This is a genomic window from Streptomyces sp. NPDC047453 (assembly GCF_040643155.1).
In the GTDB taxonomy this organism is placed as follows: Bacteria; Actinomycetota; Actinomycetes; order Streptomycetales; family Streptomycetaceae; genus Streptomyces.
This window is the reverse complement of the sequence record NZ_JBEYTS010000039.1, coordinates 1-22915: the sequence shown is the minus strand read 5'-3', so window position 1 is coordinate 22915 and position 22915 is coordinate 1. Positions and strand designations below refer to the sequence as shown.

Genomic DNA, 22915 nt, shown 5'->3' with positions numbered 1-22915 from the left:
CTCTTTCCGCGGCTCGCGGGATGTGACCTGCAGTTCTCATGGTGTACATGGCCCGGCGACGCGGGTGCCGTCCCGGTCGGGGCCCTCTGTTCCCTTCCCAGGGATGCGTCGGCATACTAATTTGTAAATCGCCATGACGAAATAGTCGCAAGCGAGCAAGGAGCCGCGGCATGAGCTACCAGCCCACCCCCGAGGACAGGTTCACCTTCGGCCTGTGGACCGTCGGCTGGCAGGGACGGGACCCGTTCGGCGACGCCACACGCCGCGCCCTCGACCCGGTCGAGTCGGTGCAGCGCCTGGCCGAACTCGGCGCACACGGCGTGACCTTCCACGACGACGACCTGATCCCCTTCGGGGCCTCCGACACCGAGCGCGAGTCGCACATCAAGCGCTTCCGGCAGGCGCTCGACGCGACCGGCATGACCGTGCCGATGGCCACCACGAACCTCTTCACCCACCCCGTCTTCAAGGACGGCGCGTTCACGGCCAACGACCGCGATGTGCGCCGGTACGCGCTGCGCAAGACGATCCGCAACATCGACCTGGCCGTCGAACTGGGCGCGAAGACGTACGTCGCCTGGGGCGGCCGCGAGGGCGCCGAGTCGGGCGCCGCCAAGGACGTGCGGGCCGCTCTGGACCGCATGAAGGAGGCATTCGACCTCCTCGGCGAGTACGTCACCTCCCAGGGTTACGACATCCGCTTCGCCATCGAGCCCAAGCCGAACGAGCCGCGCGGCGACATCCTGCTGCCCACCGTCGGCCACGCGCTCGCGTTCATCGAGCGCCTGGAGCGCCCCGAGCTGTACGGTGTCAACCCCGAGGTCGGCCACGAGCAGATGGCCGGGCTCAACTTCCCGCACGGCATCGCCCAGGCGCTGTGGGCGGGCAAGCTCTTCCACATCGACCTCAACGGCCAGTCCGGCATCAAGTACGACCAGGACCTGCGCTTCGGCGCCGGTGACCTGCGTGCCGCCTTCTGGCTGGTCGACCTGCTGGAGAGCGCCGGCTACGCGGGCCCGCGCCACTTCGACTTCAAGCCGCCGCGGACCGAGGACCTGGACGGCGTGTGGGCGTCGGCCGCCGGCTGCATGCGCAACTACCTCATCCTCAAGGAGCGTTCGGCCGCCTTCCGGACCGACCCGGAGGTCCAGGAGGCCCTTCGCGCCGCCCGGCTCGACCAGCTGGCGCAGCCCACGGCGGCGGACGGCCTGGAGGCGCTGCTCGCGGACCGCTTGGCCTTCGAGGACTTCGACGTCGAGGCGGCCGCCGCGCGCGGGATGGCCTTCGAGCGGCTCGACCAGCTCGCGATGGACCACCTGCTGGGGGCGCGCGGCTGACACGGAGGCGTCCGGCTCCCGGGGCACACGCGCGTGTGTGCCCCGGAGGGTCCGTACGCGCGTGCGTGCCGAGGGGTCCGCACGTGCGTACGTGCCGTGGACGCCTCGGGCGGCACGCCGTCCGTCCGCCCGTGACCGGTCCCGCGTGGAATGCCGCGGAACCATGCGATCCATGGCATGGGTTCGTATCGACATCCGCGCGGGGCCCGCGCGTTGTCCGGCCGACGGCGACGATGGACGCCATGGCCATCCCGCCCGTACCGCCTCGGCCGCCCGGGCCGCCGAGGCGCAGGAACCCGCTCTTCCTCCTCCTCACCGTGCTGGCCGCCGTCGGTGCGGTCGCCTTGGTGCTGGTGCTCGCTTCCTCGGGGAGCGGCACACGGGACGAGCAGCCGCCCGCGGGCAGCAGCCCGCGTACGAGCCCGTCACCTGCCACGAGCCCGTCACCTGCCCCGACCCTCAGCCTCCCCATCGAGCTGCCGACCCGGCTCCCCAGTTCCCTGCCCTCCGGCTTCCCGAGCGGTCTGCCGAGCGAGATCCCCAGTGATCTCCAATCGCTGCTTCCCTGACCGGACGGCGGCGGCCCGCTGTCACGGCCTGCCGGACCGGGCGGGGCCGCCGGACGCGTATCGGACCGGACAGGGCTGCCGTACGCAGATTCACCCTGCCCCGCTACTCCTCCCAGCCCTCGGCACGGGCCGTCACGGCCAGCGCCGTCGCCGGGTCCTGGGCGGGTGACCCGGCGGGCACCCAGTGGCCCTGCCGCTTCCGGTAGGGCCACCAGCGGCCGTCCCGTCCCAGGCGGAGCTGGCGGTCCTCCCCGTCGACGGTCCAGCGGTTGTTCTCGGCCCGCAGCGACGGCCTCTCGTCCTCCTCCCAGGCCGACTCCACAGCGACGCACGCGCGTGCGTGGTCGTCGCCGGCCGGTGCCCACTCCTCCTCCAGCACGGACAGGCCCGCAACGCCTCCCAGCCGAAAGGCGAGCACGGCCCGTGCCAGCTCCTCCTTGCTGCGGCCCGAGCCTTCGGCCAGCCGGTCCAGCACGGCACTGTCGGTGACGCCCGCGGCCAGGCGTACGGCGTCCTGGGCGACGGTCGGCTCCGGGACCGGCGAGTGCGCCGCCGTCCCGGCGCTCAGCGTCTCGCCGAGCCACTGGTGCGCCGCCACCGCCGTCCGCGCGGCCAGGATCTCCAGCGCGGCGGGATCGACCCCCGGCGCCGGCGGGGTCCCGGAGTCCAGGGTGGGCGGCAGGCCCGGCTCCGCGGGCAGCTCCGGCAGGGGCGGCAGCTCAGGCAGCGCGTACCCCGTCGCGTACGCCTCCGCGGCGTCCACGCCGTCCGGCTCCGACGGCCCTTCGTCGCCTGCCGGGTCACGGCCTTGGAGGTCGGCGGACAGGAGTCGCTCAGCGCGGCCGCGCATCAGCAGCAGCACGAACGGATCCTGGTCCAGCAGCCGCGCCACCACGTGGCACAACGCCGCGGTGTGCCCGCAGTGGTCCCAGGCGCCGCAACCGCACTCGGGTTCCAGATCCCCGATCCCGGGCAGCAGTTCAATCCCCGCAGCCGCGGCGTCCTCGGCGAGGGATGGCGGCAGGTCGCGGTCGAGCAGCGCCGCCAGGTGCCCGGACCGTTCGACGACGACATCCAGGAACCGGTCCCACTCGGCGTCGGACAGTTCCTCCAGCAGCACGTCCGCGCGGTGCGCCGTACGATCGCGGTCGTGCACCACGGCCGTGATGCGGCCCGGGCGCACCGAGACCGCGCCCACCGCGCCGGCGCGGGCGAGCCTGCGGCCGGTCTTCACCTGCTCGCCGTCCAGGGCCGTGTCCTCGAGCGCCTTCAGCCAGGCCTGGCCCCACCACGTGCGGGCGAAACCCCGCCCCCGTGCGGGCGGCAGCGCGGCGAACGTGCGCTCCTGGTCGGCACGGTGCTCCGTCATCGCGATCCTCCTCGCAGCTCCACCAGGTCGGAGAGCTCCGCGTCCGTCAGTTCGGTGAGCGCCCTCTCGCCCGTCCCCAGTACCGCGTCGGCCAGGTCCCGCTTGCGGTGCAGCAGTTCGGCGATACGGTCCTCGATCGTTCCCTCGGCGATGAGCCGGTGCACCTGCACGGGCCGGCTCTGCCCGATGCGGTACGCCCGGTCGGTGGCCTGCGCCTCGACAGCGGGGTTCCACCAGCGGTCGTAGTGCACGACGTGCTCCGCGCGCGTGAGGTTGAGTCCGGTGCCCGCCGCCTTCAACGACAGCAGGAAAACGGGTACTTCGCCGGCCTGGAAGCGTCGGACCATGGCCTCCCGCTCGGCGACGGGTGTTCCGCCGTGCAGGAACTGCGACCGCACACCGCGTGCGGCCAGGTGCCGCTCGATCAGGCGCGCCATCCGCACGTACTGGGTGAACACCAGGACGCTCGCCCCCTCGGCGAGGATGGTGCCGAGCAGTTCGTCCAGCAGTTCCAGTTTCCCGGACCGGTCGGCGATCCTCGGCCGGTCCTCCTTGAGGAACTGCGCCGGATGGTTGCAGATCTGCTTCAGACCGGTCAGCAGCTTCACGATCAGCCCTCGGCGCGCCATGTCGTCGGCGCCGGAGATCGCCGCGAGCGTCTCGCGCACCAGGGCCTCGTACAGGCCCGTCTGTTCCACGGTGAGCGACACCGCGCGGTCGGTCTCGGTCTTCGGCGGCAGTTCGGGCACGATCCCCGGGTCGGACTTGCGGCGCCGCAGCAGGAACGGGCCGACGAGCCGGGCGAGGCGCTCGGCGGCGGCCGGGTCCCGGCCGCTCTCGATGGCCGCCGCGTAGCGGGTGCGGAAGGTGCCGAGCCGGCCCAGCAGTCCGGGCGTCGCCCAGTCGAGGATCGCCCACAGTTCGGACAGGTTGTTCTCCACGGGGGTGCCGGTGAGCGCCACGCGTGCGCGTGCGCCGATGGAGCGCAGCCGCCGGGCCGTCGCCGAGTAGGGGTTCTTCACATGCTGGGCCTCGTCCGCCACGACCATGCCCCACGCCACCTCGGCCAGGCGCGGCGCGTCCAGGCGCATGGTGCCGTACGTGGTGAGGACGAACTCGCCGTCACCCAGGGCTTCCAGATCGCGCCGGGAGCCGTGGAAGCGTCGTACGGGCGTGCCGGGCGCGAACTTCTCGATCTCCCGCTGCCAGTTGCCCATCAGCGACGCGGGACACACCACGAGGGTCGGTCCGGCGGACGCCGGGTCGCTCTGGCGGTGCAGATGCAGCGCGATCAGCGTGATCGTCTTGCCGAGCCCCATGTCGTCGGCCAGGCAGCAGCCCAGTCCCAGGGACGTCATCCGGACCAGCCAGTCGAGCCCGCGCAGCTGGTAGTCGCGCAGACGGGCGGCGAGCGCGGCCGGCTGTCCGACCGGTTCCCCGGCCTCAGGGTCCGCCAGCCGGTCCCGCAGGGCCGCCAGCCATCCCGTGGGGCGGACCTCGACCTGGCGGCCGTCGACCTCCGCCGAGCCCGTCAGGGCGGCGCCCAGCGCTTCCACGGGGCTGATCTTCCGGTCCTGTCGGTCCCGGGCGCGGCGCAACTCGGCGGGGTCGACGAGGATCCACTGGTCGCGCAGCCGCACGAGGGGCCGGTTGGCCTCCGCCAGGCGGTCCAGCTCCTCGCGAGTGAGCCGTTGGCCGCCCAGTGCGAACCACCAGTCGAAGGCGAGCAGGGCGTCCGCGGACAGGGCCGTTCGGGGATCCGGCAGTGTGCCGCCGGTGCTGCCGGAGCCGCCGTCCTCGTCCACGGGGCCGACCGTGAGACCGGAGACCAGTCCGCGGGCCTGCTGCGCGGGCCACTGCACGTCCACGCCTGCGGAGGCCAAGGTCCGGGCGCCCTCGCCGAGGAGTTCGGCGACCTCCTCGGCGACGAGTTCGACGGCGTCCGGCACTGATGCCGACAGCAGCGGCGTCAGCGCCGGCCACGAACGGGCCGCGCGGCGCAGGGCGAGCAGGACGTCCGTCCGCACCCCGTGGCCGAACGCGTGGCCCGTGCGGCCCGATCCGGCCCACACGTCGGCGGCGTCGGCGACCTGCGCGAGATCGTCGACGTCGTGCACCTGAAGGACCGCGCGGAACCGTGGCTCGGCGCCGTGCCGCCCGGCGGACTCGAGCCCAAGCACCTCGACGCGCAGCGAGATCCTCGCGCCCGCTTCGTGACCCGCGGCGACGTCGGTGGTCCACGCCCGCAACTCCGGAACGCGCCGCGGTTCCCTGGCGGCATAGGCGGGGCCGCCCGTGAGGAGGGGCGCGGCAGGGGAGCGGGGCAGTGTGTCGGCCACCGCGTCCAGGAAGCCGCGCAGCAGCTGCTCGGGGTCGGGCAGTCGTGGCCGCTCGGTGCCGTCGAGGGGGACGGCGTGCGCCTCGGGCGGCATCGAGGCGGCCAGCGCCCGGACGTGCTCGGCGTCCCGGCCGTGCAGCGGTGCCGCGCGCCAGGCGTCGTGGTCGCCGGCGGACAGGCCGGGCAGCAGCAGGCCACGTGCCACGAGGTGCAGGCCCAGGACGGAGGCCGCGCCCCAGAACACGGTGGCCCGGTGCCCGTGTCCGGTGACACGCGCGTGCGTGAGGACCGGCAGGGCCGTACGCACGGGAAGCAGGACGGCCGGCACGGTCACCGCCCCCACACCACCGCTGAGGGGGAGGACGACGGTCACCTCTTCGACGGGTGCCGGGACCGCGGCCGGCGGAGTACGGCCGTCGGGGTGCCAGAAGGCGACCCGGCCCGCGCGGGCGGGGTCCGAGGGTACGAACACCGCACAGCAGCGGGCCAGTTCGGAGATCTCGGATGGTGATGCCGCGGGAGTTCTCTGCACAGCCAAGCCGATTCCTCAAATTTGACTACTTGGAGTTGGGTCGCCGAGGGTACAGCACAGCGGCGGCCTACCGGGAACGATTGGTGCGGTGGTGTGGGCCACCGGAACGAGGGGTGGTCCCAGGGCGCAGTGGACCAGGGTGTCGTGCGGGGCCGAGGAGAGCGGGCCCCGCACGACCAGTAGGGGTGCGCCTCAGGGACGTCTCAGGGTCGCGGTCCGGAACCGCCGGGAGCGCGGGCCCGTTCTCACGACAGAGAGCGGCAGTGGCCGCGAAGGAGGCGACAGATGTCGAAGAACGCGAAGATCGCCGCAGGAGGAGTGGCGGTCGGACTCGTCCTGCTGATCTGGCTGCCCTGGTGGGCCGCCGTCCTGATAGTGCTCGGAGTCCCGGCCGCCGCGTACCTCGCCCTGGACCCCTCGCAGCGACGCCGGCTGCGCCGCGTCACCCGCAAGGAGCTCGGCCGCTGAAGCGCTACCGCCCCCGCGCGTTTGCGTTTAGGGCGCAGGAGTCGACCACATCGCCGCTCGCGGGCCTGCTGACGGTCCGGTCCGCGGGCGGTCGGACACCGCGCTCCACCCACGCCACCAGCGTGTCGAACGCCGACCGGTAGCACGGCAGGATCGGCCGCAGCCGGTCGGGATGGGCGTCGTACAGTCCGTCGACGTGCGTGCCGCCCTGGATGGTGTAGTACCGGTGCAGCCCGCCCCGTCCGCTCGCGTCGACCATGCGCGCGTACACGTCCGAGTCCGCCGCACGGGGCAGCAGCGCGTCGAGATCGCCGTGCAGCGTGATCAGGGGTTTGCCGATCCGTCCGGTCAGGGCCACACGGGCCACGGCGCGGTGCACGGAGGCGGGACGGGCCGCGTAGTCGTACACCGCGTCCGAGGCGCAGGGCGCCAGGATCCGCTCCGGCGTGGTCCCGGCGGACGGTCCGGGACAGGCAGGGTCGTAGGCCGGGTCGAACGCGGCTCGGTAGGTCTTCTGCGTCACGCCCCAGTACGCCTGCCCGTGGTACGGCCACAGGAACTCCGAGCCCCGCGCGAAGCCCACCGTGTACAGGTCCGCGTCGCTTGCCGAGCCCAGGGTTCGGGCGACCGCCGTCGGCAGTGAGGTGAGCAGATTCGGGCCGTCGGCCGTCCACAGCGCCCCTTCCCAGTCCACGCCGCCGTCGTACAGCTCCGGGTGGTGCTCGAGCTGCCAGCGCGTGAGGTAGCCGCCGTTGGAGATGCCCGTCATGTACGTACGGCGTGGCGCGTGGCCGTAGCGCTGGGCAACCGCGCGCCTGGCCGCCCGCGTGAGCTGGGTGGTGCGTGCGTTCCACTCGGCGACCGCGTCGCCGGGACGGCTGCCGTCGCGGTAGAAGTCGGCTCCGCTGTTCCCCTTGTCGGTCGCGGCGTAGGCGAAGCCCTGCGCCAGCACCTGGTCCGAGATCGCCTTGTCCGTCGCGTACTGCTTGCGTGTGCCGGGCGCCCCGGTGACCACGAGGCCGCCGTTCCAGCGGTCCGGCAGCCTGATCACGAACTGGGCGTCGTGGTCCCAGCCGTGCGTGGTGTTGAAGTGGGAGGAGTCCGGGAAGTAGCCGTCGATCTGCGTCCCGGGCACCCCGGACGGTGTGCGCGTCGCCCGGGCCGTGAGCCCCGCCTGGTCGTTCGGATCGGTGTACGGGGTACCGGTCAGCCCGGTGGTGGTCAGATCGGGCAGACAGGCGGTCTGCTGGAAGGCCGCGCCCGGCACCCGCACACGCTCCTGGTGCGCACAATGCCCGCCGGTGCCGGAGGCGGCCGTGGCGGGAACGGACGATGTGACGGCCGCCGCCATCAGAGCGGCGGCGACGAGCGGAAATCCTCGGGACAGACGCATGGCGGCCTCCAGCGGCACGACGGGTCGGCGGGTACAGCGCGGGCGTATGGAGCGCCCAGGGCTGCCCCATCGTGCGGACCGGTCGCCCCGTCATCCATGGATTGGCACCACATGGAGCCGGGGCTCGTCATGGAGAGGCAGGACATGTGCCAGGAGGCTTCTCCCTCTGAGCACCGGACCTCAGAGGGGGCGTACCGCCAGCTTGTCGAGGGCTTCCAGCAGACCCGGAAGCTCCGGCCCCCGGCCAACGGGCAGGACTTCACCGGGCTCGTCGTCGAGGAGCACGAAGGCGATGTCGTCGGTGCGAGCCACCATCGACCAGCCGGGACCGTCGGCCCGCAGGGTGCGCGCGTCGCCCGGCGCGAAGGACGACCGGACCCGGCCCAGCGGTGGCGGCGCGTCCACGTACGCGCGTGCCTGCGCCAGAACGCTACGGATGCCGCTGTGGCTCGGGGAAGCCTTGCCACCCGTCCCGTCCTGCGGTTCGCCGCTCTCTTCGGTCGACGCGCTCGACGGACCGTCATCGTTCCCGGTCAGGGACCCGGCCCGGTCTGCGGGAGCGAGGAATTCCGCGTCGTTGATCTGCTCGCGCCACACCGCCCACTGCAGCGCGATCTCGTCGGCGCCCAGACGGCGCTGGGCCGGTCCCCAGACGCTGGTGTCGGGCGGGGTCAGCGCGGGCCCGCCCGAAGACTCCGGGTCCGGGTCGTGCGGTGCGGGCACGCCCGGAGCCGCCACGGCGAGGGCCAAGGGCCAGCCCGGCAGGGCGGCGACTACGCTGCGCTCGTCGGGCGACAGGTCGTACTCCATGCCGCAATCCCAGGACGCGATGGCCACGGCGACCAGCGACACGTCGTCGACGACGACCGTCCACCGCGCCCCGTCGCCGTCCTGACCGAGCACCAGACCGTACCCGTCGGCGAGCGGTGCGAGGCCGAGTGCCGCGCAGGCCTCCGGATAGTCGTCGCCCAGAACGCTCGGGAACTGTGCGGGCGTCAGCAGTACCGCCGTGAGCACATAGAGAGCGTCGTCCGCGGCGGCGACCTCCTCGTCCGTCTCGGCCATCTCAGCCTCCCCATCGGTTCGTCCAACGGCGCGCACCCTAGTGCCATTGGAAGGCCGTTGTCACGACTCCCGTGCACAGCCGGACCTGCGGTTCTCCACTGTGGGGCCCGTACGGTCGGACGGGGGGTCAGTCCTCGCGTACGGCCAGCGCCAGGAAGCGGGCGTCCTCGTCGACGTAGGAGGTCATGCGCCATCCCGAACGGGAGAGCAGAGACCGGAGGTTGGGTTCGGAGCGCAGGTCGTCCGGCGTGATCTGCCGACCCTGGCGCGCGGCGAGCGCCGCACGGCCGATCGGATGGAACAGCGCCAGGGTGCCGCCAGGACGTACGACGCGCCGCAACTCGCTCAGGTTCTCCGAGGGATGAGGCAGGTGCGCGATGAGGCCGGCGGCGAACACGGCGTCGAACGACCCTGACACGAGTGGGAGCGCGCCGACATCGGCGAGCAGCAGCAGACCCTCTTGGTCCCGCCCGGCCCGTACGGCGGCTTCCAGCATGGCCCACGTGAGATCGGCGCCCACGACGATGCCCGGCGCCCCCACCGCGGCGCGCAGTGGGGGCAGGGCGCGCCCGGTGCCGCATCCCGCGTCGAGGACTCGGTCGCCCTCGCGCAGCCCGAGTTCGGCGATCGCGGCCGCGTAGGCGGGGCCGTCGTCCGGGAACCTGCTGTCCCAATCGGCGGCGCGGGCGGTGAAGAACTCCTGGACGTGCGTGTGGTCGTCGCTCATGTTCCGCATGATCCCTCACCGGGGCCGACGGGCGCCCGGGAAGCGGATGCTCGTCCGGCGCGTGAAGTGTGCCGGGTGGATCGCCGGCGCACCACCCGGCTCCGCGACTCCGCGGGCCGAACGGAACCGGCCGCGTACGGCCGGACGGGCGGGAGCCCACCGGCGGTGGGTCAGTCCGCGACATCCTTCACCGCCAACACCTTGTCGATCCTGACCCGGACCAGGAGTTCGCCCGGTACGCCGTTGCGTGCTCCGAACTCCTCGCCGCGCTCCTCGCCCATGTAACGGCCGCCGATGCGGGTGGCCCACTGCCGGAGCTCGTCGAGGTCCTCCGACAGCCGGGCGCGGCCCTGCAGCACCACGAACGTGAACGGCGGCCGTTCGTCGTCCACGCACAGGGCAACCCTGTCGTCTCGGGCCAGATTGCGCCCTTTCACGGTCTCCTTCCCGGTGTTGAACACCACGTCGTCGCCGTCGAGCAGGAACCAGATCGGCGCGACATGAGGGCTTCCGTCGGTCCGTACGGTCGACAGCTTTCCGGTGCGGGTGCCGTACGAGACGAACGCCCGCCATTCCTCGTCGGTCATCTTGTCTGCCATGCGCCCATCCTCCTTGCCGGGACAGCGGCGGTGGGGAAGGCTGGCGGCAGATCCTCCGGCCAGGGGGAAGAGATCACACGGGGAGACCGCATCATGGCGCAGAACCAGACACTGAGCTGGCTGCTCGACGATCTGACCCAACGCGTGGAACACGTACGCCACGCCTTAGTCCTGTCCACCGATGGGCTGGTGACGGGGACGAGCACGGGACTGCGACGCGAGGACGCGGAACATCTCGCGGCCGTCTCGTCCGGTCTGCACAGCCTGGCCAAGGGCTCGGGACGCCATTTCGGCGCGGGCGGGGTGCGCCAGACGATGGTCGAGTTCGACGACGCGGTGCTGTTCGTCACGGCCGCAGGCGCGGGCAGCTGCCTGTGCGTCCTCAGCGGAGCGGAGGCCGACATCGGGCAGATCGCCTACGAGATGACTCTTCTCGTCAACCGGGTCGGCGAGCACCTCGACGTGGACGCCCGCCGGCCTGAAGGGACATCGTCGACAGACCTCTGACCTGCATCTTTCGTCATCCTTTGCGGAGTTGTCCACAGGCTCGCGCCGTAGATTCCCGTCACCCGCTACCGTTTTTCGCAGGTGAGCGCAAACGGCGCGATCCCGACACTCCACGGGGGAGACGAGTATGTCCGGCAACACCGCCACACACGAGGTCACGCCAACCGCCCGGACGGCCGCCACCAGGGTCCGAGCGCCCTTCTCGCAGAGCCGGGCGGCCCGCGAACTGGGGCTCAAACGCAGCGAGTTCGACCTGGCCGTGCACCTCGGCCACATCCGCGCCCGTCCCGCTGAGGCAGGAGGTGGCCGGCATGTCGACCGCGCCGAGGTCGAACGGCTGCGCGGGCAGGAGGGCTTCCCGGAGGCGCTGCGGCAGCGGGTGGCGACCGTGGGCACCAGGGAGGGCTCGGCGATCATGGAGGTGACCGCCGCCCGGTTCACCCGTCTTGCCAGACTGGGCCTCCTGGTTCCGGTCACGTTCCATCTCAACCGGTACCGGGCCGTGGTCTGGCGGTATCTGTCCGCCGAACTAAGGGAGTTCGCCTCCGACGCGAAGAACGCCTCGCTGCTGAACCGGCCCCTGCCGGAGACACTGCGGGGCCAACTGGACACCGGCCTGGACCTGCGCCCCCGCCACTGGCGCGGACGGCACCTCGGCTTCCTGCTGCGTCAGGCCGGGGATCCATGGGAGCGGGCGGGCGTCGTGGCCTCGCTGCTCGACCCGGTCCAGATCTCCGAGATCGTCACGGATCCCTACGAGCGTTCCCATCTGAGCCGCTTCCGGCCGCCGTCACCCGCCCACGGCGCACCCGGCTCGCCGGCCGCCCACCTCACCGAGCGGATCACGACGGCGCAGGACCCCGACGAGATCGACCTGCTCCGCGCGGACCTGGCACGGGCGGTGCGGGAGGCGCGAACCCACTGGCCCGCGCCCCGCCCGGCCTCGCGGCACCCTGACCCACACCCGGGCCAGGACCCACACCGGCACCCGGACTCACACCCGCACTCGGCACGGCACCGGCGTACGCCCGCGCCCAGGCGCTGCGATCGACCCCGGTCATCCGAGAACCTCCGGCCGTCCGAGAACCCCCGGCGGTCACGCGGCCTGGTGGGCAGGCTCTTCCGCAGAGCCACCTGAACCACACACGCCAGTCCTGGACTGGACCGGACCGCCCGACTGACCACCGCGGAGAGCCCGACGGACCACCGCGGAGGGAGTGTCCGCCTACACCGCGCGGAACAGCCCTTCCTGGACGACCGACACGAGCAGGCGCCCCTGAAGGTCGTAGATGCGCCCGTGGGCCAGACCACGGCCGCCTGTCGCGATCGGAGACTCCTGGTCGTACAGGAACCACTCGTCCGCACGGAACGGCCGGTGGAACCACATGGCGTGGGCGGAGATAGAAGCCGCGAATGCTTGGTGACTTGCATGTTTCCGGTGTAGAGAGCGTTTGGACGCATGCTCAGCACACCATGCGCACAATCGTGCGATGGGTGGTAGCCAGCCCATCTGACAATTTCTGGAGGCACGCTGAGCGAATGCCGCAGGTTTCCTGCGCGGAGGGGCGCCAGCAGGTTCTTCGTCTGCTGGTGGTACACGACTGCGGTCCCTTTGACCTGCGGATATGGGCGTCAGGGCGAGCTACGGTTGGCGGCTGGTCCGGGAATGGTCCGGGCCTTAGAACCTGCCGATCAATAACTCGCAGTCTTGATCTCCGGTTTGGGGATGCCGAGGTGTGCGGTGAGGTCGGTGAGATCGTCGAGGGTGGCCAGTTGCGTCTCGGCGGGTTCGATGGCGTGTCCGATGTCTCGGAGGAGCCGGCGGGTTTGGCTGATGGCCCGGTTGAGGGTCACGGGTGTCACGGTGAAGAGCGGGGCGATGACGACCTGGGGGAGCTTGAACCTCTGGTAGAGGATGGTGGCCAGGAGCCGGTCGACGAGGGTGAGGCCGGGGCGCCGGCCGGTGTAGAGGCCAGCGGCTGGGGTCCTCTGCCGGTCGCCGCCGCGTCGCTGATGGAGGTCTGCTTCCCGCTGAGCCGCGCGGGCCGCTGCCAGCTCGGTGACCAGCGAGTCCCACTGCTCGTGCGGGATGCCGGTGAGGGCGGGATGGGTCAGCCAGTCGCGGCCGGGGCCGGCTTCGTTCTGGGGCGGGATCGGAAGGACGCCGTCCCGGCGGTGTTCCTGGGGGTGGAGGGTGTAGTTCCAGTCGCCGTGCCAGTCATGGCGGCTCAGTGGCAGGGCGTTCAGCTGCCCGTCACTGATGCGGACGCCGGTCTCGTAGCTGGCGGTGTCGAGCTCTGCGCGGACTGTCAGTCCCGCGCGGGTGGTGGTCGCCGCGATGCTGTTCACGATGACTTCATGGCTGGTCAGCAGTCCAGCGCACCTTCGGTGCGCGCCGGGGGCGTGGTAAATGCTGTGGCGCGCGCCGGAGATGCTTCTGTCTGCCCTGTCGAGGGACGGGCCCCGTTCGGGATCATGAAGTGTTCGTTCCGGCCGAAACCGATGCCTCTGTGATGCTGTGCAGCTCGCTGGTCAGCATGGTGCTGAGGGCCGACCACGGGGACCGTGGAGCGTTGCTGTGAGCACGTGCGTCAGAATTCCTGATTCACCCTGGCCCTCCCGGGACGGCGTTCCTCCTGGCCCTTCATGGATGGAAGGAGCGGGCCGTGGACGTGCTGCACGAACGCTGCGCGGGGATGGACATCAGCAAGAAGGACGCCAAGGTGTGCATCCGTACGCCGAATACCCGGCGCCGGGGGTCGTTCACGACCGAGACCACGACCTGGGGCGCCACGACCAACGCGGTCCTCGCCCTGCGGGATCATCTGCTTGCCGCGCAGGTGACCCTGGTGGTGATCGAGGCCACCTCGGACTACTGGAAGCCCTACTACTACGTGCTGGCCGAGGACCTGAACGTCATTTTGGTCAACGCGCGACAGGTTAAGAACCTGCCCGGCCGCAAGACCGACGTCTCGGATGCCGCCTGGCTGGCTCAGCTCGGCGCCCACGGGCTGGTCCGCCCCTCCTTCGTCCCGCCACAGCCGGTGCGTGAGCTGCGGGATCTGACCCGAGCCCGCACCGTCACCACTCGCGAACGCGGCCGCGTGGTCCAGCGCCTGGAGAAGCTGCTGGAGGACACCGGGATCAAACTGTCCGCGGTTGCTTCCGACATCATGGGCGTCTCCGGCCGGGCCATGCTCGAAGCCCTCATCCGTGGAGAACGCGACCCGCAGATGCTCGCCGACCTGGCCAAAAGCAAGCTCCGCAGCAAGATCCCCGAGCTCACCGAGGCGCTCACGGGACGCTTCCGCGAACACCACGCGTTCCTGGCCCGGCTGTATCTGGACCAGTACGACCAGCTCACCGCGATGATCGACCAGCTCACGGGGCGGATCGAGGAGGCGATGGCCCCCTTTCGTCCCGCACTGGACCTGCTCGACACCATCCCCGGAATCAACCGGGGAGTCGCCGACGTGATCATCGCGGAGACCGGTGGGGACATGGCCCGGTTCGCCTCGGCCAAGCACCTCGCCTCCTGGGCCGGGGTCTGCCCGGGCCACCATGAGTCCGCCGGCCGCACCAAGAGCACCAAGGTCCGGCCCGGCAACCCCTACCTCAAAGGCGCTCTCGGACTCGCGGCGTTCAGCGCGGCGAGAACCAAGAACTGCTATCTGCAGGCCCGCTACAAGCGGCTGGCCGCACGTCGCGGCCCGCTGAAAGCCCTGGTCGCCGTCGAACACTCAATCATCACCGCGGTCTGGCACATGCTCACCGATCACAAGCCGTACCACGAGCTCGGCGGCGCCTACTTCACCCAGCGCGACCCTGAACGCGCCACTCGTCGAGCGATCACCGCGTTGAACCAGCTCGGCTACACCGTCACGCTCAACCCCATGGAAGCCCCAGCCTGACCGCCCCGACCCCGGATACCCGACGGCCTCCACGGCGCCCCGCCAGTTCATCGTGATGTGGGAGAACAGTCGGTGCTCGATTCGGTTCCACTTAGATGTGCCTGGAGGAAAGTGACACACGGTGATCTCCAGGCCGGTCTCGACAGCCAGCGCGGCCAGCTCGAACTTCCAGGCCCGGGTGCGGTAGCCGTTGGAACCGCCGGCGTCCGCAGTGATCAGCAGACGGTGCGCGCGCGGGTAAGTATTGCGCCCAACCGCGTGCCACCAGCGGCGGACGGAGGCGACGGCGAAGGCTGCGGTGTCGTGGTCGGTGCCGACGTTGACCCAGCCCGTGTCCGCGGTCAGGTCGTAGATCCCGTATGGGATCGCCTTGCCCAGATCGGCATCGGGAAAGTCGTGGGTGTGAACCCGGACAGGATCACCTTGGCGACGCCACTCGTGGCCGGCGTTTTTGTAGTTGCCGACCAGCTCCTTCTTTTTGGTGTCCACGCTGATCACCGGGTCTCCGGCGGCCTGGAAGTCTTTGGCCTGGTCGTTGATATAGCGGAACTGCGCATCGCGGTCAGGGTGTTGGGCGCCCTCGATGGTCTTGGCGTTGCCTTGGAGGCTGAAGCCTTCCTCGCGCAGCACGGCCGCCACGGTGTCCGCCGAGACCCGGTGCCCCTGCCTGGTCAGCTCGGCAGCCAGGTGCCGGGTCGACTTCGTCGTCCAGCGCGGCGACATCGGGTCCCCGCGTACATCCGGTTCCACCAAAGCCAGCAACGCGGGCCGAAGGCCCGGATCCAGGTCCACCGCACGCTTGCGGCCCCCACCGGACCGGCGCACCCGCCCCAACGGCGCCTCGCCGGACTCCAGTTCCGTCACACCGCACGACACGGTACCCTCCCGGACTCCGGCCGCACGAGCAACGAGCCTGATGCCTCCATGGCCCAGCGACCGTGCTTCTGCTCCTATGGCCAGCCGCCGCTGCCGCTCGTCGAGATGCGGGAACAGCGTCGCGAACTTCGCGGCCAGGGCCGCCTCGATCCCCTCCGAACTCCCCATACCACAACAACGAGCCTCGGAGCCGGAAGCAACGGCTTGTTTCCCGGCAAGCCCTTAGTGATGGGCCTTGGGCCAAGGCCCCCGGTTGATGGCCATCACTTCTGCGCGTTCGACGGAGTTTCCAGGGCCGGCAGCCAGCGCTGCGGACTGCCCTCGCTGCGCAGGAGGGTGCCGATCCGGACCGTCTCCCTCACCACGCCCGACCATGGGCTGCTGTCGGCGATCGTGAGAAGGTACCGCGCTGTGTCGTCGGTGCGGTGGCGGATGCCACTGCGGATCAGCACGCGCAGGAGTTCCACCGGGCCGTCCCACACACCCTCGACGAGTTCCCTCCACTGCTCCGGGCCGGCCCGTTCGGCAAGGCGCGAGAGGGGTCTCTGCCAGCGCTGCGCCAGCGTCGTCACCTTGCCCGTGGACAGCGTGCGCAGTTTCCTGGCAGCCGCGTTGACCACCGTCACCGCCTCCTGCGGCGCGGCGTCGGCCAGGCGTTCGAGGAGTCGCCCGAGCACCGTCACGTCGCCGACCTGCGTGGCCGTCGCCAGGTGGCGCAACGCCCCGTTGCGTGCCCGGCCGACCTGCGCCTGCGTGGTGAGCGGGTAGTGGCGGCACAGCAGGCCCGTCATACACCGGCGGGCCGCGGCCTGCACCAGCTCACGCTCGCCCTGGCCGGTACGCCCCTCGACGTAGTCAGCGGCCGCGAAGTGACGCAGGTCCTCTTCCTCCAGTTGCTGCCACTCCGGAGTGTTTAGAGAGCCGTTCGGACTGTGCTCGACCACGGTCTCCACCAGCTGCAGCGCGGCGCCGACATGGCGTGGATGACCGCGCCTGCCCAGCATCTCCCGGAGCCGGGCCGGGGCAGGGGGGCCGAGGACGCCCAGGGCGATGAGCCTGCCGCGTACGTGCAAGGCGGTCCTGGCGTTGTCCGCGCCGTATTCACGCGTAACGGCGAGATCGCACACCTCCTCGAGTGCGGTGCGATGCCGACGTAGGGCGGCCGCCAGCCGGCGGTCGATGTCCGTCCCGGCTTGAGGCAGCACCGCGTTCAGCCACGCCGGATCGAGCCGGGGATCCACGGCCCCTCCGGCGAACAACTCGTCCAGCAGCTCGGGATGCTCCGCTACCAGCACCTGCAGCGAGCCGGAGATCTTCTTGTCCGTCTGGGTCACACCGGTGCCCCTGCCAGGCCCCGTGACGTGGCCCTTGCCCGCCCGTTCGGTGCGCCACAGCCGCAGGGCCGTCCGAGCCTGCGCCTGTCCCGCCGCGGCGGCGGCGACCAGCAGAATGGCCACGTCTGGATCGGTCAGCCAGATCCGGTGCAACTCCGCTTCCGCACCGCAGCTGCCTCCGCTATCAGGCTGCTGGCCCGCGGCGCCCTCCGGCCACGCTTCGCCGACCAGCCGGGCCGTGGTGGCCACGTCCAGGCTGCGTTTCCAGGTTTCTGCCGCCAACTGGTGGGTGGCGTCGGCGAGAGCGGCCCGATTCTGGGTCCGCAGTCTCAGCGCCAGCCAACTGCGCACGGCTTTGGTGGCGGCCGGCTCCGGTCCGCGGGCACGGCTCGGCGGGGTGTCGCCGCCGAGCGTGTCCGGGGCGCGGGTGGCGGTCAGCAACGGCAGCAGCAGGCAGGTCGACAGCAGAGTCAGCGACGTCGGCGCGGTGACCTCCTCCAGCACGTCGAGCAGGTGGCCGACCTCCTCGGGGGACGCCTGCCGCGCCATCCGCGCCACGGCGTGTACTTGCACGTACGACGTGAATTCCTTGGGATGCCGGGCAGCGGCCCTCAGGACGGAGTCCAGCGGCGGCTGTCGGCCGCTGGACAGCCAGTTGCCGGCGATCAATTGTCCCAGTGCCGCCTGGACCTGTACATCGCTGTTGTTGAACCTGGTGCCGTGGCCCCATCGGTGGCGCACGATATGCCGGACCGCGGAGAACGGCCGTTCCGGCCATTCGAGCGGCCGGGCCACCAGCCGCAGGCAGCGGGCCACCGTCAGTAGGTCGCGCCGCGGATCCGTCACCACCATGCGCAGCCGATGCCATACCCAGCCGGCGTTCTCCAGCGCGAGCGCCTCGAGAACCCCGAGGAACTTGTGCATCTCGGAGTTATGCAGAGTCAGCAACCAGGCCCACACGCAGTTCCGGGGATCACAGCGCGGGCCTTTGCAGGCGCCCCCTCGGGACCCGTTGGACGGGCAGCTCCGGTCGAAGACGGTGATCACGCTCTTGGGCAGCGTCTCCGCGAACCACTTCAGAGCGATGAGCACCGGCTGCCTCAACTCCTCGGAGTCGCTGCGCCACAAGGCCAGCAACTCATTGACGATTCGGTCACCGTCCTTGTGCAGGGTTGTCGGCAGTGTCCCTAGGTAGACCCGCGCCAGGTCGGGATCCAGCGTGGCGATCAGCGACGTGAAATGACAACGCAGGGCGGCATCGGGCTGTGGCAGTCTGGCGTAAACCCGCAGCTGCATCGCGCGCAGCGGGTGTGTGTCCGCCGTGCCGGCGTCCCAGGTGTCGGCGAGCGTGCCGGTCAGCAGCGCTGTGCACGCCTCGGCGGCCTGGTTGCCGCCCCTGCCGGCCTGGACGAGCGCCTGCTCGGCGACCGCGACCCGGAACTGGTCCCCGGGATGCTCCTTCAGCCAGCCCAGCAGCTCACCCAGCAGTGACGGGACGTCGGACGCGGCAGTCCGGGAGAGCCGGCGGCCCGCCGCGTACTCGAACAGTGTCTGGTGGAAGTAGGTGTAGCGCTCCGTGGTGCCGGCACCCTGGCGTTCGACCACGCCCCGCGCCACGAGCCCTTGGAGGCCGCGTTCCAGTCCAGGGCGGCCGGAGGGTGAGCGATCGGCGAGCACCTCCGCGCCCGAGATGTCGAGCCTGCCTTCCCCCAGCATTAACTGGGCCAGTTCCTCACCGGCCCCGGTGAGATCGGGCAGCGGCCCCGTGCCGGTCGCGGGGGCGTCTCCTGCTCGCTGGTCCTGGCTGACACGGTGGCTCCAGTACCGGTCGTACAGGATCGCGGTGTCGATGTCCTGCACTTGGGGCGGTTGGGGGGCGAACGTCTCGAACAGCATGCGCAGTGTCAGGGGAGCCTCGCAGACCTTACGCATCGGCAGCCCCTGCACCGCCGCGTTGGCGATGTCCCGGCACACCTTGTCCACGGAGACCTCGGCCTCCCCCTCGTAGAAGTACCGCGCGTGCGACCGGATGGCCGCTTCCTGCTCCCGCGGGCTGTAGGGGCCCAGCACGCGCTGCTGGACGCCGAAGTCCTCCACCTGCGACTGCACGACGTTCCACTCCTCCTTCCTGCACGTCATGAGGACCCGTACGGAGTTGTCCGCGGCGATCGTGAGCAGTTCCTGTAGCACGTGGAAGCCCGTTGCATCCGACACCAGCAGGTCCGCGGTGTCGAAGAGGAAGACCGCGGGATCCGTCAGGGAACGACAGGCGGCGCGCAGCGTCTCCAGGGCGAGTCCGGCACCGGACGCCGTGTTCCGGAGGTCGCCGGCCCGCAGGAAGTACGGCCGGGGGCCCAACGGGTCAGCCGAGAGCTCATGGTGCAGCCGCCACAGCAGCGTCGTCTTCCCGCTCCCCGGATCCCCGACGACGCAGATCGGCTGCCCCATGTCGAGCAACTTGAGCAGGTCTCTCTCCAGATCCCGGGGGACAGCGAGCGCCGTGAGGTCCAGGCGCTGCGCCTGCATGCCGGACGCACCCTGGTGGCCCGCCGCAGCGACGGCGGTGTGGCTGTACGCTTCCAGTTCGCGGAGCTCCTCCGACCGATCCGTGGTCGCTCCCCGGGACACGGACGCGGCCCGCGCCGCGCGGTCCGCCGCTGCGGCGGCGCCGGTCCACCGCTCCGGCGGAACCGCTGTACCGCACGTCACGTACCGCCCGGCCGGTTCCGGTCCCGTGATCGTCACGCCCGGCGGAATCGGGGTGCCCAACCGCTCCAGCAGCTCACCACCGGCGCGCGCCGCCAGCCTGAAACACCACCACCGGCCGCCGTCGCCCATGTTCTCGTAGGTGCTGCCCCGCAGACCGGTCACGATCAGGGAGAGCAGGAACTGGCGGTGCCACAGGTCGTACTGGCCGCCCGCGAAGATCTCCTCGCAGATGTCGCGCACTGTCTGCACGATGTCTTTCGTCGCCGGCTTGATCTGGCGCAGGGAATCCTCGTGGGGTCGCACCAGATAGTGCAGCAGGGCATCGCCTTCCTCCGTCGGCTGTTCCCGGACGGTCGGTTCCACGGCGGACAGGAGCAGCGTGGCTACGTCCCGCGACAACGGGGCGTTCTGCGAGAACGTCGCCAGGTCGATGAGTTGGAACTTCTCGAACCGGGCCCTGCCTTCCCGGACGGGCACCAGGACGTTGTGCAGGTGCAGGTCGCCGTGCGCCCGTCCCCGCATGACGTCCAGCTTCGGGTGCCCGGCGTCCGCCCGGGCCAGCGCCAGAGGGTTCGGCAGGTCCAGGCCGTTGATTTTGATCCACGGCGTGTCCGCCTCCAGGCCCCCGATCCGTGACCCGTAGGCGAGTGCCGAGCCACCGCGGGAGACAAGCGCTCCGAGTTCCTGGCGCAGCAGCTCACCGACAGGCAGGTGGTCGGACGTGCCGCCCCCCGGGCCGTTGTTCCATTCCGTCAGCAGCCACCTCGTGAGGTACGCGCAACCGGCCGGCAGGTCATTCCCCAGGGACGCCATGGCGCACAAGTCGTCCAGGCTGCCGGTCGCGGGGGACTGGAACGTCAGTACGCGCCCGTCCTCCACCGGCCATGAACCGTGCAACGTGGGCACATGGTTCTGAGCCGTCTTGCGGGCCTCCGCGTGGGGATGCCCCTCGCCTCCCTGGCCGTGGGGGGACACCTTGACCACCATGACCCCCGGTCCCCGGCTGGCCACCACGGCCGTCAGCCCGGCACCGCTGGCACCCTGGCCCAACGGTCGCCACCGGGGCACGTAGGGCCGAACCAGGCCCCGATGCACCTCGTGGGCCCAGGCGACCAGCGCCTTGGACGCCAGCTCGTCGTTCTCGAACAGAGAGGCGAGGCTGTCCGCGTTCTCCACCGTGCTTTCCCCTGATCCATGTCCCGTTCACGCGCGATCCACTCCAGCCGGACGCCGGCCGGTCAGCCAGGCTGGGGCGTCCGGCGGGCGACGAGACGTTCCACGTCGTCCATGGCGGCCTGGAAATCGGCCCGGTCCGTGCTCTTGAAGCGGCGGAAGAACCAGTCCGGCACGCGCGTGTACCGCTGCCGCGAATGGAAGATCACGTCCTGCACCTGCCGGGCGAAACCCATCAGTGCGCCGGTGTCACCGCCTGCGGCGACCCTGGCCTCCAGTAGCTCCATCACCCGCTCCCGTTCTGCGGCGACCTGCCACTGGGTGCGGCACACCTCCAGACCCATCATCGCCGCGCCGAGCGACGGCACGTACCACAGCAGCACCAGGTCGAGCACCTCCATACGCGTCGTCAGGCCGACGACGAGACCGCCACCCAGCCAGAGCAGGACCGCTGCCAGCACCGTCCGCGCGTAACGGCGGCGGACCCGCGCGCCCCACCCGAGATTTTGCAATTGGCAGGCGACCACGTCATAAGGGTGCGGCAGTTCGGGGATCTCGTAGTAGTCACGTAGCTCCGCCTCCTCACCCGAGTAACGCCGGCTGAGACTGCTGATCAGGTGTGACGCGGGCGGGGAGCCCACCATGGCACTGTTCCACTCCAGGTGGAACAGCCGAACGTCGAACGACTCCTGCAACAACGCCGCGCGACGGGCCTCGCTGCTCTCCCACTGTGTGAGCCCGACCGAGTGCGCCACCGCCCACACCCCGCCCACCACCGTGACGGACGCGCTGACATGCGGCACGAAGACGGTGACGAGGCCGGACACGGCCAGGAGAACCGATACCCCCATGCGCGCATTGGCCAGGCGCTGGGCCCTGCGGTGGGACACCGTCATGGCCCGCAGCCGGTGCAGTGCCGCCTCTCCGTTCTGTTCCGACAGGATGCGGGAGCCTCCGAGCGGCTCGCTGCCCATGACGTTCCCCCTCGTCCTCGCCGTGCCCATACTCTGCCCGCCGGCCCCAACCCCGTACACAGGCGCCACAGTTCACGTCTCGCCGTCGGTCAGCGCTTCCGCTGCTTTTCGCCATGCGCCGGCAGAGCTTCGCTCGGCGTGACCGGAGCTGTTTCCGCAGGTGATAGACGGGTGGTCACGCGTCGCGTGAGGGCTGGCGGAGAGGGCCACGGTGAACGGCTTGGGAGCTTGGAAGGGTGTTCGCCCAGCTGAGTCGCCTCAGGCTCGCTGTACCGTGATCGGCCTGACGGTGTGGGCCTTCCTGGCCTGATGGCGACTCGGTCCTTCAGGGCTCCTCCCCCCTCAGTAGGATCACCGGCAGCGTAGGGCGGGAGGCGCACGGGGTGGGGAGCAGCGGTATGGCAGCGGGGGGCTGGCGACCGTCTCACCGGACTTGAAATCTTCCGGGCAGCTTCTCTCGCCGGGCGGACAGTTGGCGGTGTCCCCGAATCGGCCGCCGCCCCCGTCAGCCATGCCGGAACCCGATGTGGAGCCCCATGAACTCCACGACGAGGTCGCGCGGGGGCGGCTCGGCCGTTGTCTCGAGCCGGTCCCAGGAAGTCCTGGACTCGCGGCGCTCATGAGCGGGCGGCTCGTGGGGTGATGTCCCACGGCGCCGTTTGGTCCACGACTGGTCCGGGCGAGACTCCCTTGGGTGTCAGAAAGTAGCGCGAAGACTCCAGCTCATCACAGTGTGTAGCCGTTATTTCGGGTTGCCTGGAGCGCAACGATACTTCCAGGCAACCGACTTCAGGCTCTAGTAGGGCTCCGTTAGGTCTTCTCGGCCCTGTTTGGGGCATGTTGGACGTTGTGGACTTACATGAAGTGAACCGTGCTCGGGCGAAGTTGGCGTTATTCGTAGCGGATGTCTTCGCATCGGTGCCACGCAAGGATCAGCGGGCGAAGGGTGACTGCTACCTGCGAGGGCTGATGCTGGATGGGCGGCGCAAGTCGATCCAGCCGATGGCGGAGCGACTGCCGGACGGCAACGAGCA

At 70.7% G+C, this 22915-nt stretch carries 16 protein-coding genes and 2 pseudogenes; 7 read left to right on the top strand and 11 right to left on the bottom strand.

The window, feature by feature from the left end; all coding sequences use genetic code 11:
• Nucleotides 1-170: 170 nt before the first annotated feature.
• The gene (gene xylA, locus ABZ818_RS27835; protein WP_361420165.1) at nucleotides 171-1337 is read left to right on the top strand and encodes a xylose isomerase; all 1167 of its coding nucleotides are present in this window, start codon (nucleotides 171-173) and stop codon (nucleotides 1335-1337) included.
• 242 nt (nucleotides 1338-1579) lie between these two features.
• On the top strand, nucleotides 1580-1906 hold the full coding sequence (locus ABZ818_RS27830) for a hypothetical protein (RefSeq protein WP_361420163.1): 327 nt from the start codon (nucleotides 1580-1582) through the stop codon (nucleotides 1904-1906).
• 103 nt (nucleotides 1907-2009) lie between these two features.
• On the opposite strand, the gene ABZ818_RS27825 is transcribed toward ABZ818_RS27830, so the two are convergent.
• Together ABZ818_RS27825 and ABZ818_RS27820 are read right to left on the bottom strand one after the other, a co-directional pair.
• A complete protein-coding gene (locus ABZ818_RS27825) occupies nucleotides 2010-3275 on the bottom strand; it encodes an SWF or SNF family helicase (protein ID WP_361420160.1) in 1266 nt (421 codons plus the stop codon).
• Nucleotides 3272-6145 carry a DEAD/DEAH box helicase gene (locus tag ABZ818_RS27820; RefSeq protein WP_361420267.1) on the bottom strand — a complete coding sequence of 958 codons (2874 nt, stop codon included), beginning with the start codon at nucleotides 6143-6145 and terminating at the stop codon, nucleotides 3272-3274. The genes ABZ818_RS27825 and ABZ818_RS27820 overlap by 4 nt, the downstream gene beginning before the upstream one ends.
• 285 nt (nucleotides 6146-6430) lie before the next feature.
• Here ABZ818_RS27820 and ABZ818_RS27815 point away from each other — a divergent pair, with 285 nt between their 5' ends.
• Complete coding sequence (locus ABZ818_RS27815) at nucleotides 6431-6613, top strand: hypothetical protein (RefSeq protein ID WP_361420157.1); 183 nt, start codon at nucleotides 6431-6433, stop codon at nucleotides 6611-6613.
• A gap of 4 nt (nucleotides 6614-6617) precedes the next feature.
• On the opposite strand, the gene ABZ818_RS27810 is transcribed toward ABZ818_RS27815, so the two are convergent.
• The 4 genes from ABZ818_RS27810 to ABZ818_RS27795 all read right to left on the bottom strand — a co-directional run bounded on the left by ABZ818_RS27810 (nucleotide 6618) and on the right by ABZ818_RS27795 (nucleotide 10397).
• Entirely contained in the window at nucleotides 6618-8006 is a 1389-nt protein-coding gene (locus ABZ818_RS27810; RefSeq protein WP_361420154.1) for a tannase/feruloyl esterase family alpha/beta hydrolase, read from the bottom strand.
• A 180-nt stretch (nucleotides 8007-8186) separates the two neighbouring features.
• Nucleotides 8187-9071 carry a hypothetical protein gene (locus tag ABZ818_RS27805; RefSeq protein ID WP_361420151.1) on the bottom strand — a complete coding sequence of 295 codons (885 nt, stop codon included), beginning with the start codon at nucleotides 9069-9071 and terminating at the stop codon, nucleotides 8187-8189.
• 127 nt (nucleotides 9072-9198) lie between these two features.
• Complete coding sequence (locus tag ABZ818_RS27800) at nucleotides 9199-9798, bottom strand: class I SAM-dependent methyltransferase (RefSeq protein ID WP_361420148.1); 600 nt, start codon at nucleotides 9796-9798, stop codon at nucleotides 9199-9201.
• A gap of 170 nt (nucleotides 9799-9968) precedes the next feature.
• Nucleotides 9969-10397, bottom strand: a complete 429-nt coding sequence (locus ABZ818_RS27795) for a PPOX class F420-dependent oxidoreductase (RefSeq protein WP_361420145.1) — start codon at nucleotides 10395-10397, stop codon at nucleotides 9969-9971.
• Between the two features lie 93 nt (nucleotides 10398-10490).
• On the opposite strand from ABZ818_RS27795, the gene ABZ818_RS27790 reads away from it, so the two are divergent.
• The gene (locus ABZ818_RS27790; RefSeq protein ID WP_361420142.1) at nucleotides 10491-10904 is read left to right on the top strand and encodes a roadblock/LC7 domain-containing protein; all 414 of its coding nucleotides are present in this window, start codon (nucleotides 10491-10493) and stop codon (nucleotides 10902-10904) included.
• A 127-nt stretch (nucleotides 10905-11031) separates the two neighbouring features.
• On the top strand, nucleotides 11032-12042 hold the full coding sequence (locus tag ABZ818_RS27785; RefSeq protein WP_361420139.1) for a DUF6397 family protein: 1011 nt from the start codon (nucleotides 11032-11034) through the stop codon (nucleotides 12040-12042).
• Between the two features lie 87 nt (nucleotides 12043-12129).
• Here ABZ818_RS27785 and ABZ818_RS27780 read toward each other — a convergent pair whose 3' ends face one another.
• Together ABZ818_RS27780 and ABZ818_RS27775 are read right to left on the bottom strand one after the other, a co-directional pair.
• On the bottom strand, nucleotides 12130-12414 hold the full coding sequence (locus tag ABZ818_RS27780) for a hypothetical protein (protein ID WP_361420136.1): 285 nt from the start codon (nucleotides 12412-12414) through the stop codon (nucleotides 12130-12132).
• 182 nt (nucleotides 12415-12596) lie between these two features.
• A pseudogene (locus tag ABZ818_RS27775) lies at nucleotides 12597-13274 on the bottom strand (ISAzo13 family transposase); the annotation flags it as partial.
• A gap of 296 nt (nucleotides 13275-13570) precedes the next feature.
• Between ABZ818_RS27775 and ABZ818_RS27770 the strand changes: the two are divergent.
• The gene (locus ABZ818_RS27770; RefSeq protein WP_361420133.1) at nucleotides 13571-14815 is read left to right on the top strand and encodes an IS110 family transposase; all 1245 of its coding nucleotides are present in this window, start codon (nucleotides 13571-13573) and stop codon (nucleotides 14813-14815) included.
• Between the two features lie 36 nt (nucleotides 14816-14851).
• Here the strand turns inward: ABZ818_RS27770 and ABZ818_RS27765 are convergent.
• From ABZ818_RS27765 to ABZ818_RS27755, 3 genes and pseudogenes are all read right to left on the bottom strand, one after another.
• Nucleotides 14852-15859, bottom strand: a pseudogene (locus tag ABZ818_RS27765) (ISAzo13 family transposase); the annotation flags it as partial.
• Nucleotides 15860-15954: 95 nt separating this feature from the next.
• Complete coding sequence (locus ABZ818_RS27760) at nucleotides 15955-20910, bottom strand: ATP-binding protein (RefSeq protein WP_361420130.1); 4956 nt, start codon at nucleotides 20908-20910, stop codon at nucleotides 15955-15957.
• A 62-nt stretch (nucleotides 20911-20972) separates the two neighbouring features.
• Nucleotides 20973-21881 (bottom strand): S-4TM family putative pore-forming effector, encoded by a 909-nt coding sequence (locus ABZ818_RS27755; RefSeq protein ID WP_361420128.1) that lies wholly within the window; start codon nucleotides 21879-21881, stop codon nucleotides 20973-20975.
• Between the two features lie 849 nt (nucleotides 21882-22730).
• Between ABZ818_RS27755 and ABZ818_RS27750 the strand changes: the two genes are divergently transcribed.
• On the top strand, nucleotides 22731-22915 hold a 185-nt coding region (locus ABZ818_RS27750; protein ID WP_361420264.1), incomplete at its 3' end, for a transposase.

Coding starts and splice junctions, on each gene's coding strand:
- ABZ818_RS27805 (WP_361420151.1), bottom strand. CDS start 9,071: ATGGCCGAGACGGACGAGGAGGTCGCCGCCGCGGACGACGCTCTCTAT.
- xylA (WP_361420165.1), top strand. CDS start 171: ATGAGCTACCAGCCCACCCCCGAGGACAGGTTCACCTTCGGCCTGTGG.
- ABZ818_RS27800 (WP_361420148.1), bottom strand. CDS start 9,798: ATGAGCGACGACCACACGCACGTCCAGGAGTTCTTCACCGCCCGCGCC.
- ABZ818_RS27785 (WP_361420139.1), top strand. CDS start 11,032: ATGTCCGGCAACACCGCCACACACGAGGTCACGCCAACCGCCCGGACG.
- ABZ818_RS27780 (WP_361420136.1), bottom strand. CDS start 12,414: ATGGGCTGGCTACCACCCATCGCACGATTGTGCGCATGGTGTGCTGAG.
- ABZ818_RS27755 (WP_361420128.1), bottom strand. CDS start 21,881: ATGGGCAGCGAGCCGCTCGGAGGCTCCCGCATCCTGTCGGAACAGAAC.
- ABZ818_RS27830 (WP_361420163.1), top strand. CDS start 1,580: ATGGCCATCCCGCCCGTACCGCCTCGGCCGCCCGGGCCGCCGAGGCGC.
- ABZ818_RS27790 (WP_361420142.1), top strand. CDS start 10,491: ATGGCGCAGAACCAGACACTGAGCTGGCTGCTCGACGATCTGACCCAA.
- ABZ818_RS27810 (WP_361420154.1), bottom strand. CDS start 8,006: ATGCGTCTGTCCCGAGGATTTCCGCTCGTCGCCGCCGCTCTGATGGCG.
- ABZ818_RS27825 (WP_361420160.1), bottom strand. CDS start 3,275: ATGACGGAGCACCGTGCCGACCAGGAGCGCACGTTCGCCGCGCTGCCG.
- ABZ818_RS27795 (WP_361420145.1), bottom strand. CDS start 10,397: ATGGCAGACAAGATGACCGACGAGGAATGGCGGGCGTTCGTCTCGTAC.
- ABZ818_RS27815 (WP_361420157.1), top strand. CDS start 6,431: ATGTCGAAGAACGCGAAGATCGCCGCAGGAGGAGTGGCGGTCGGACTC.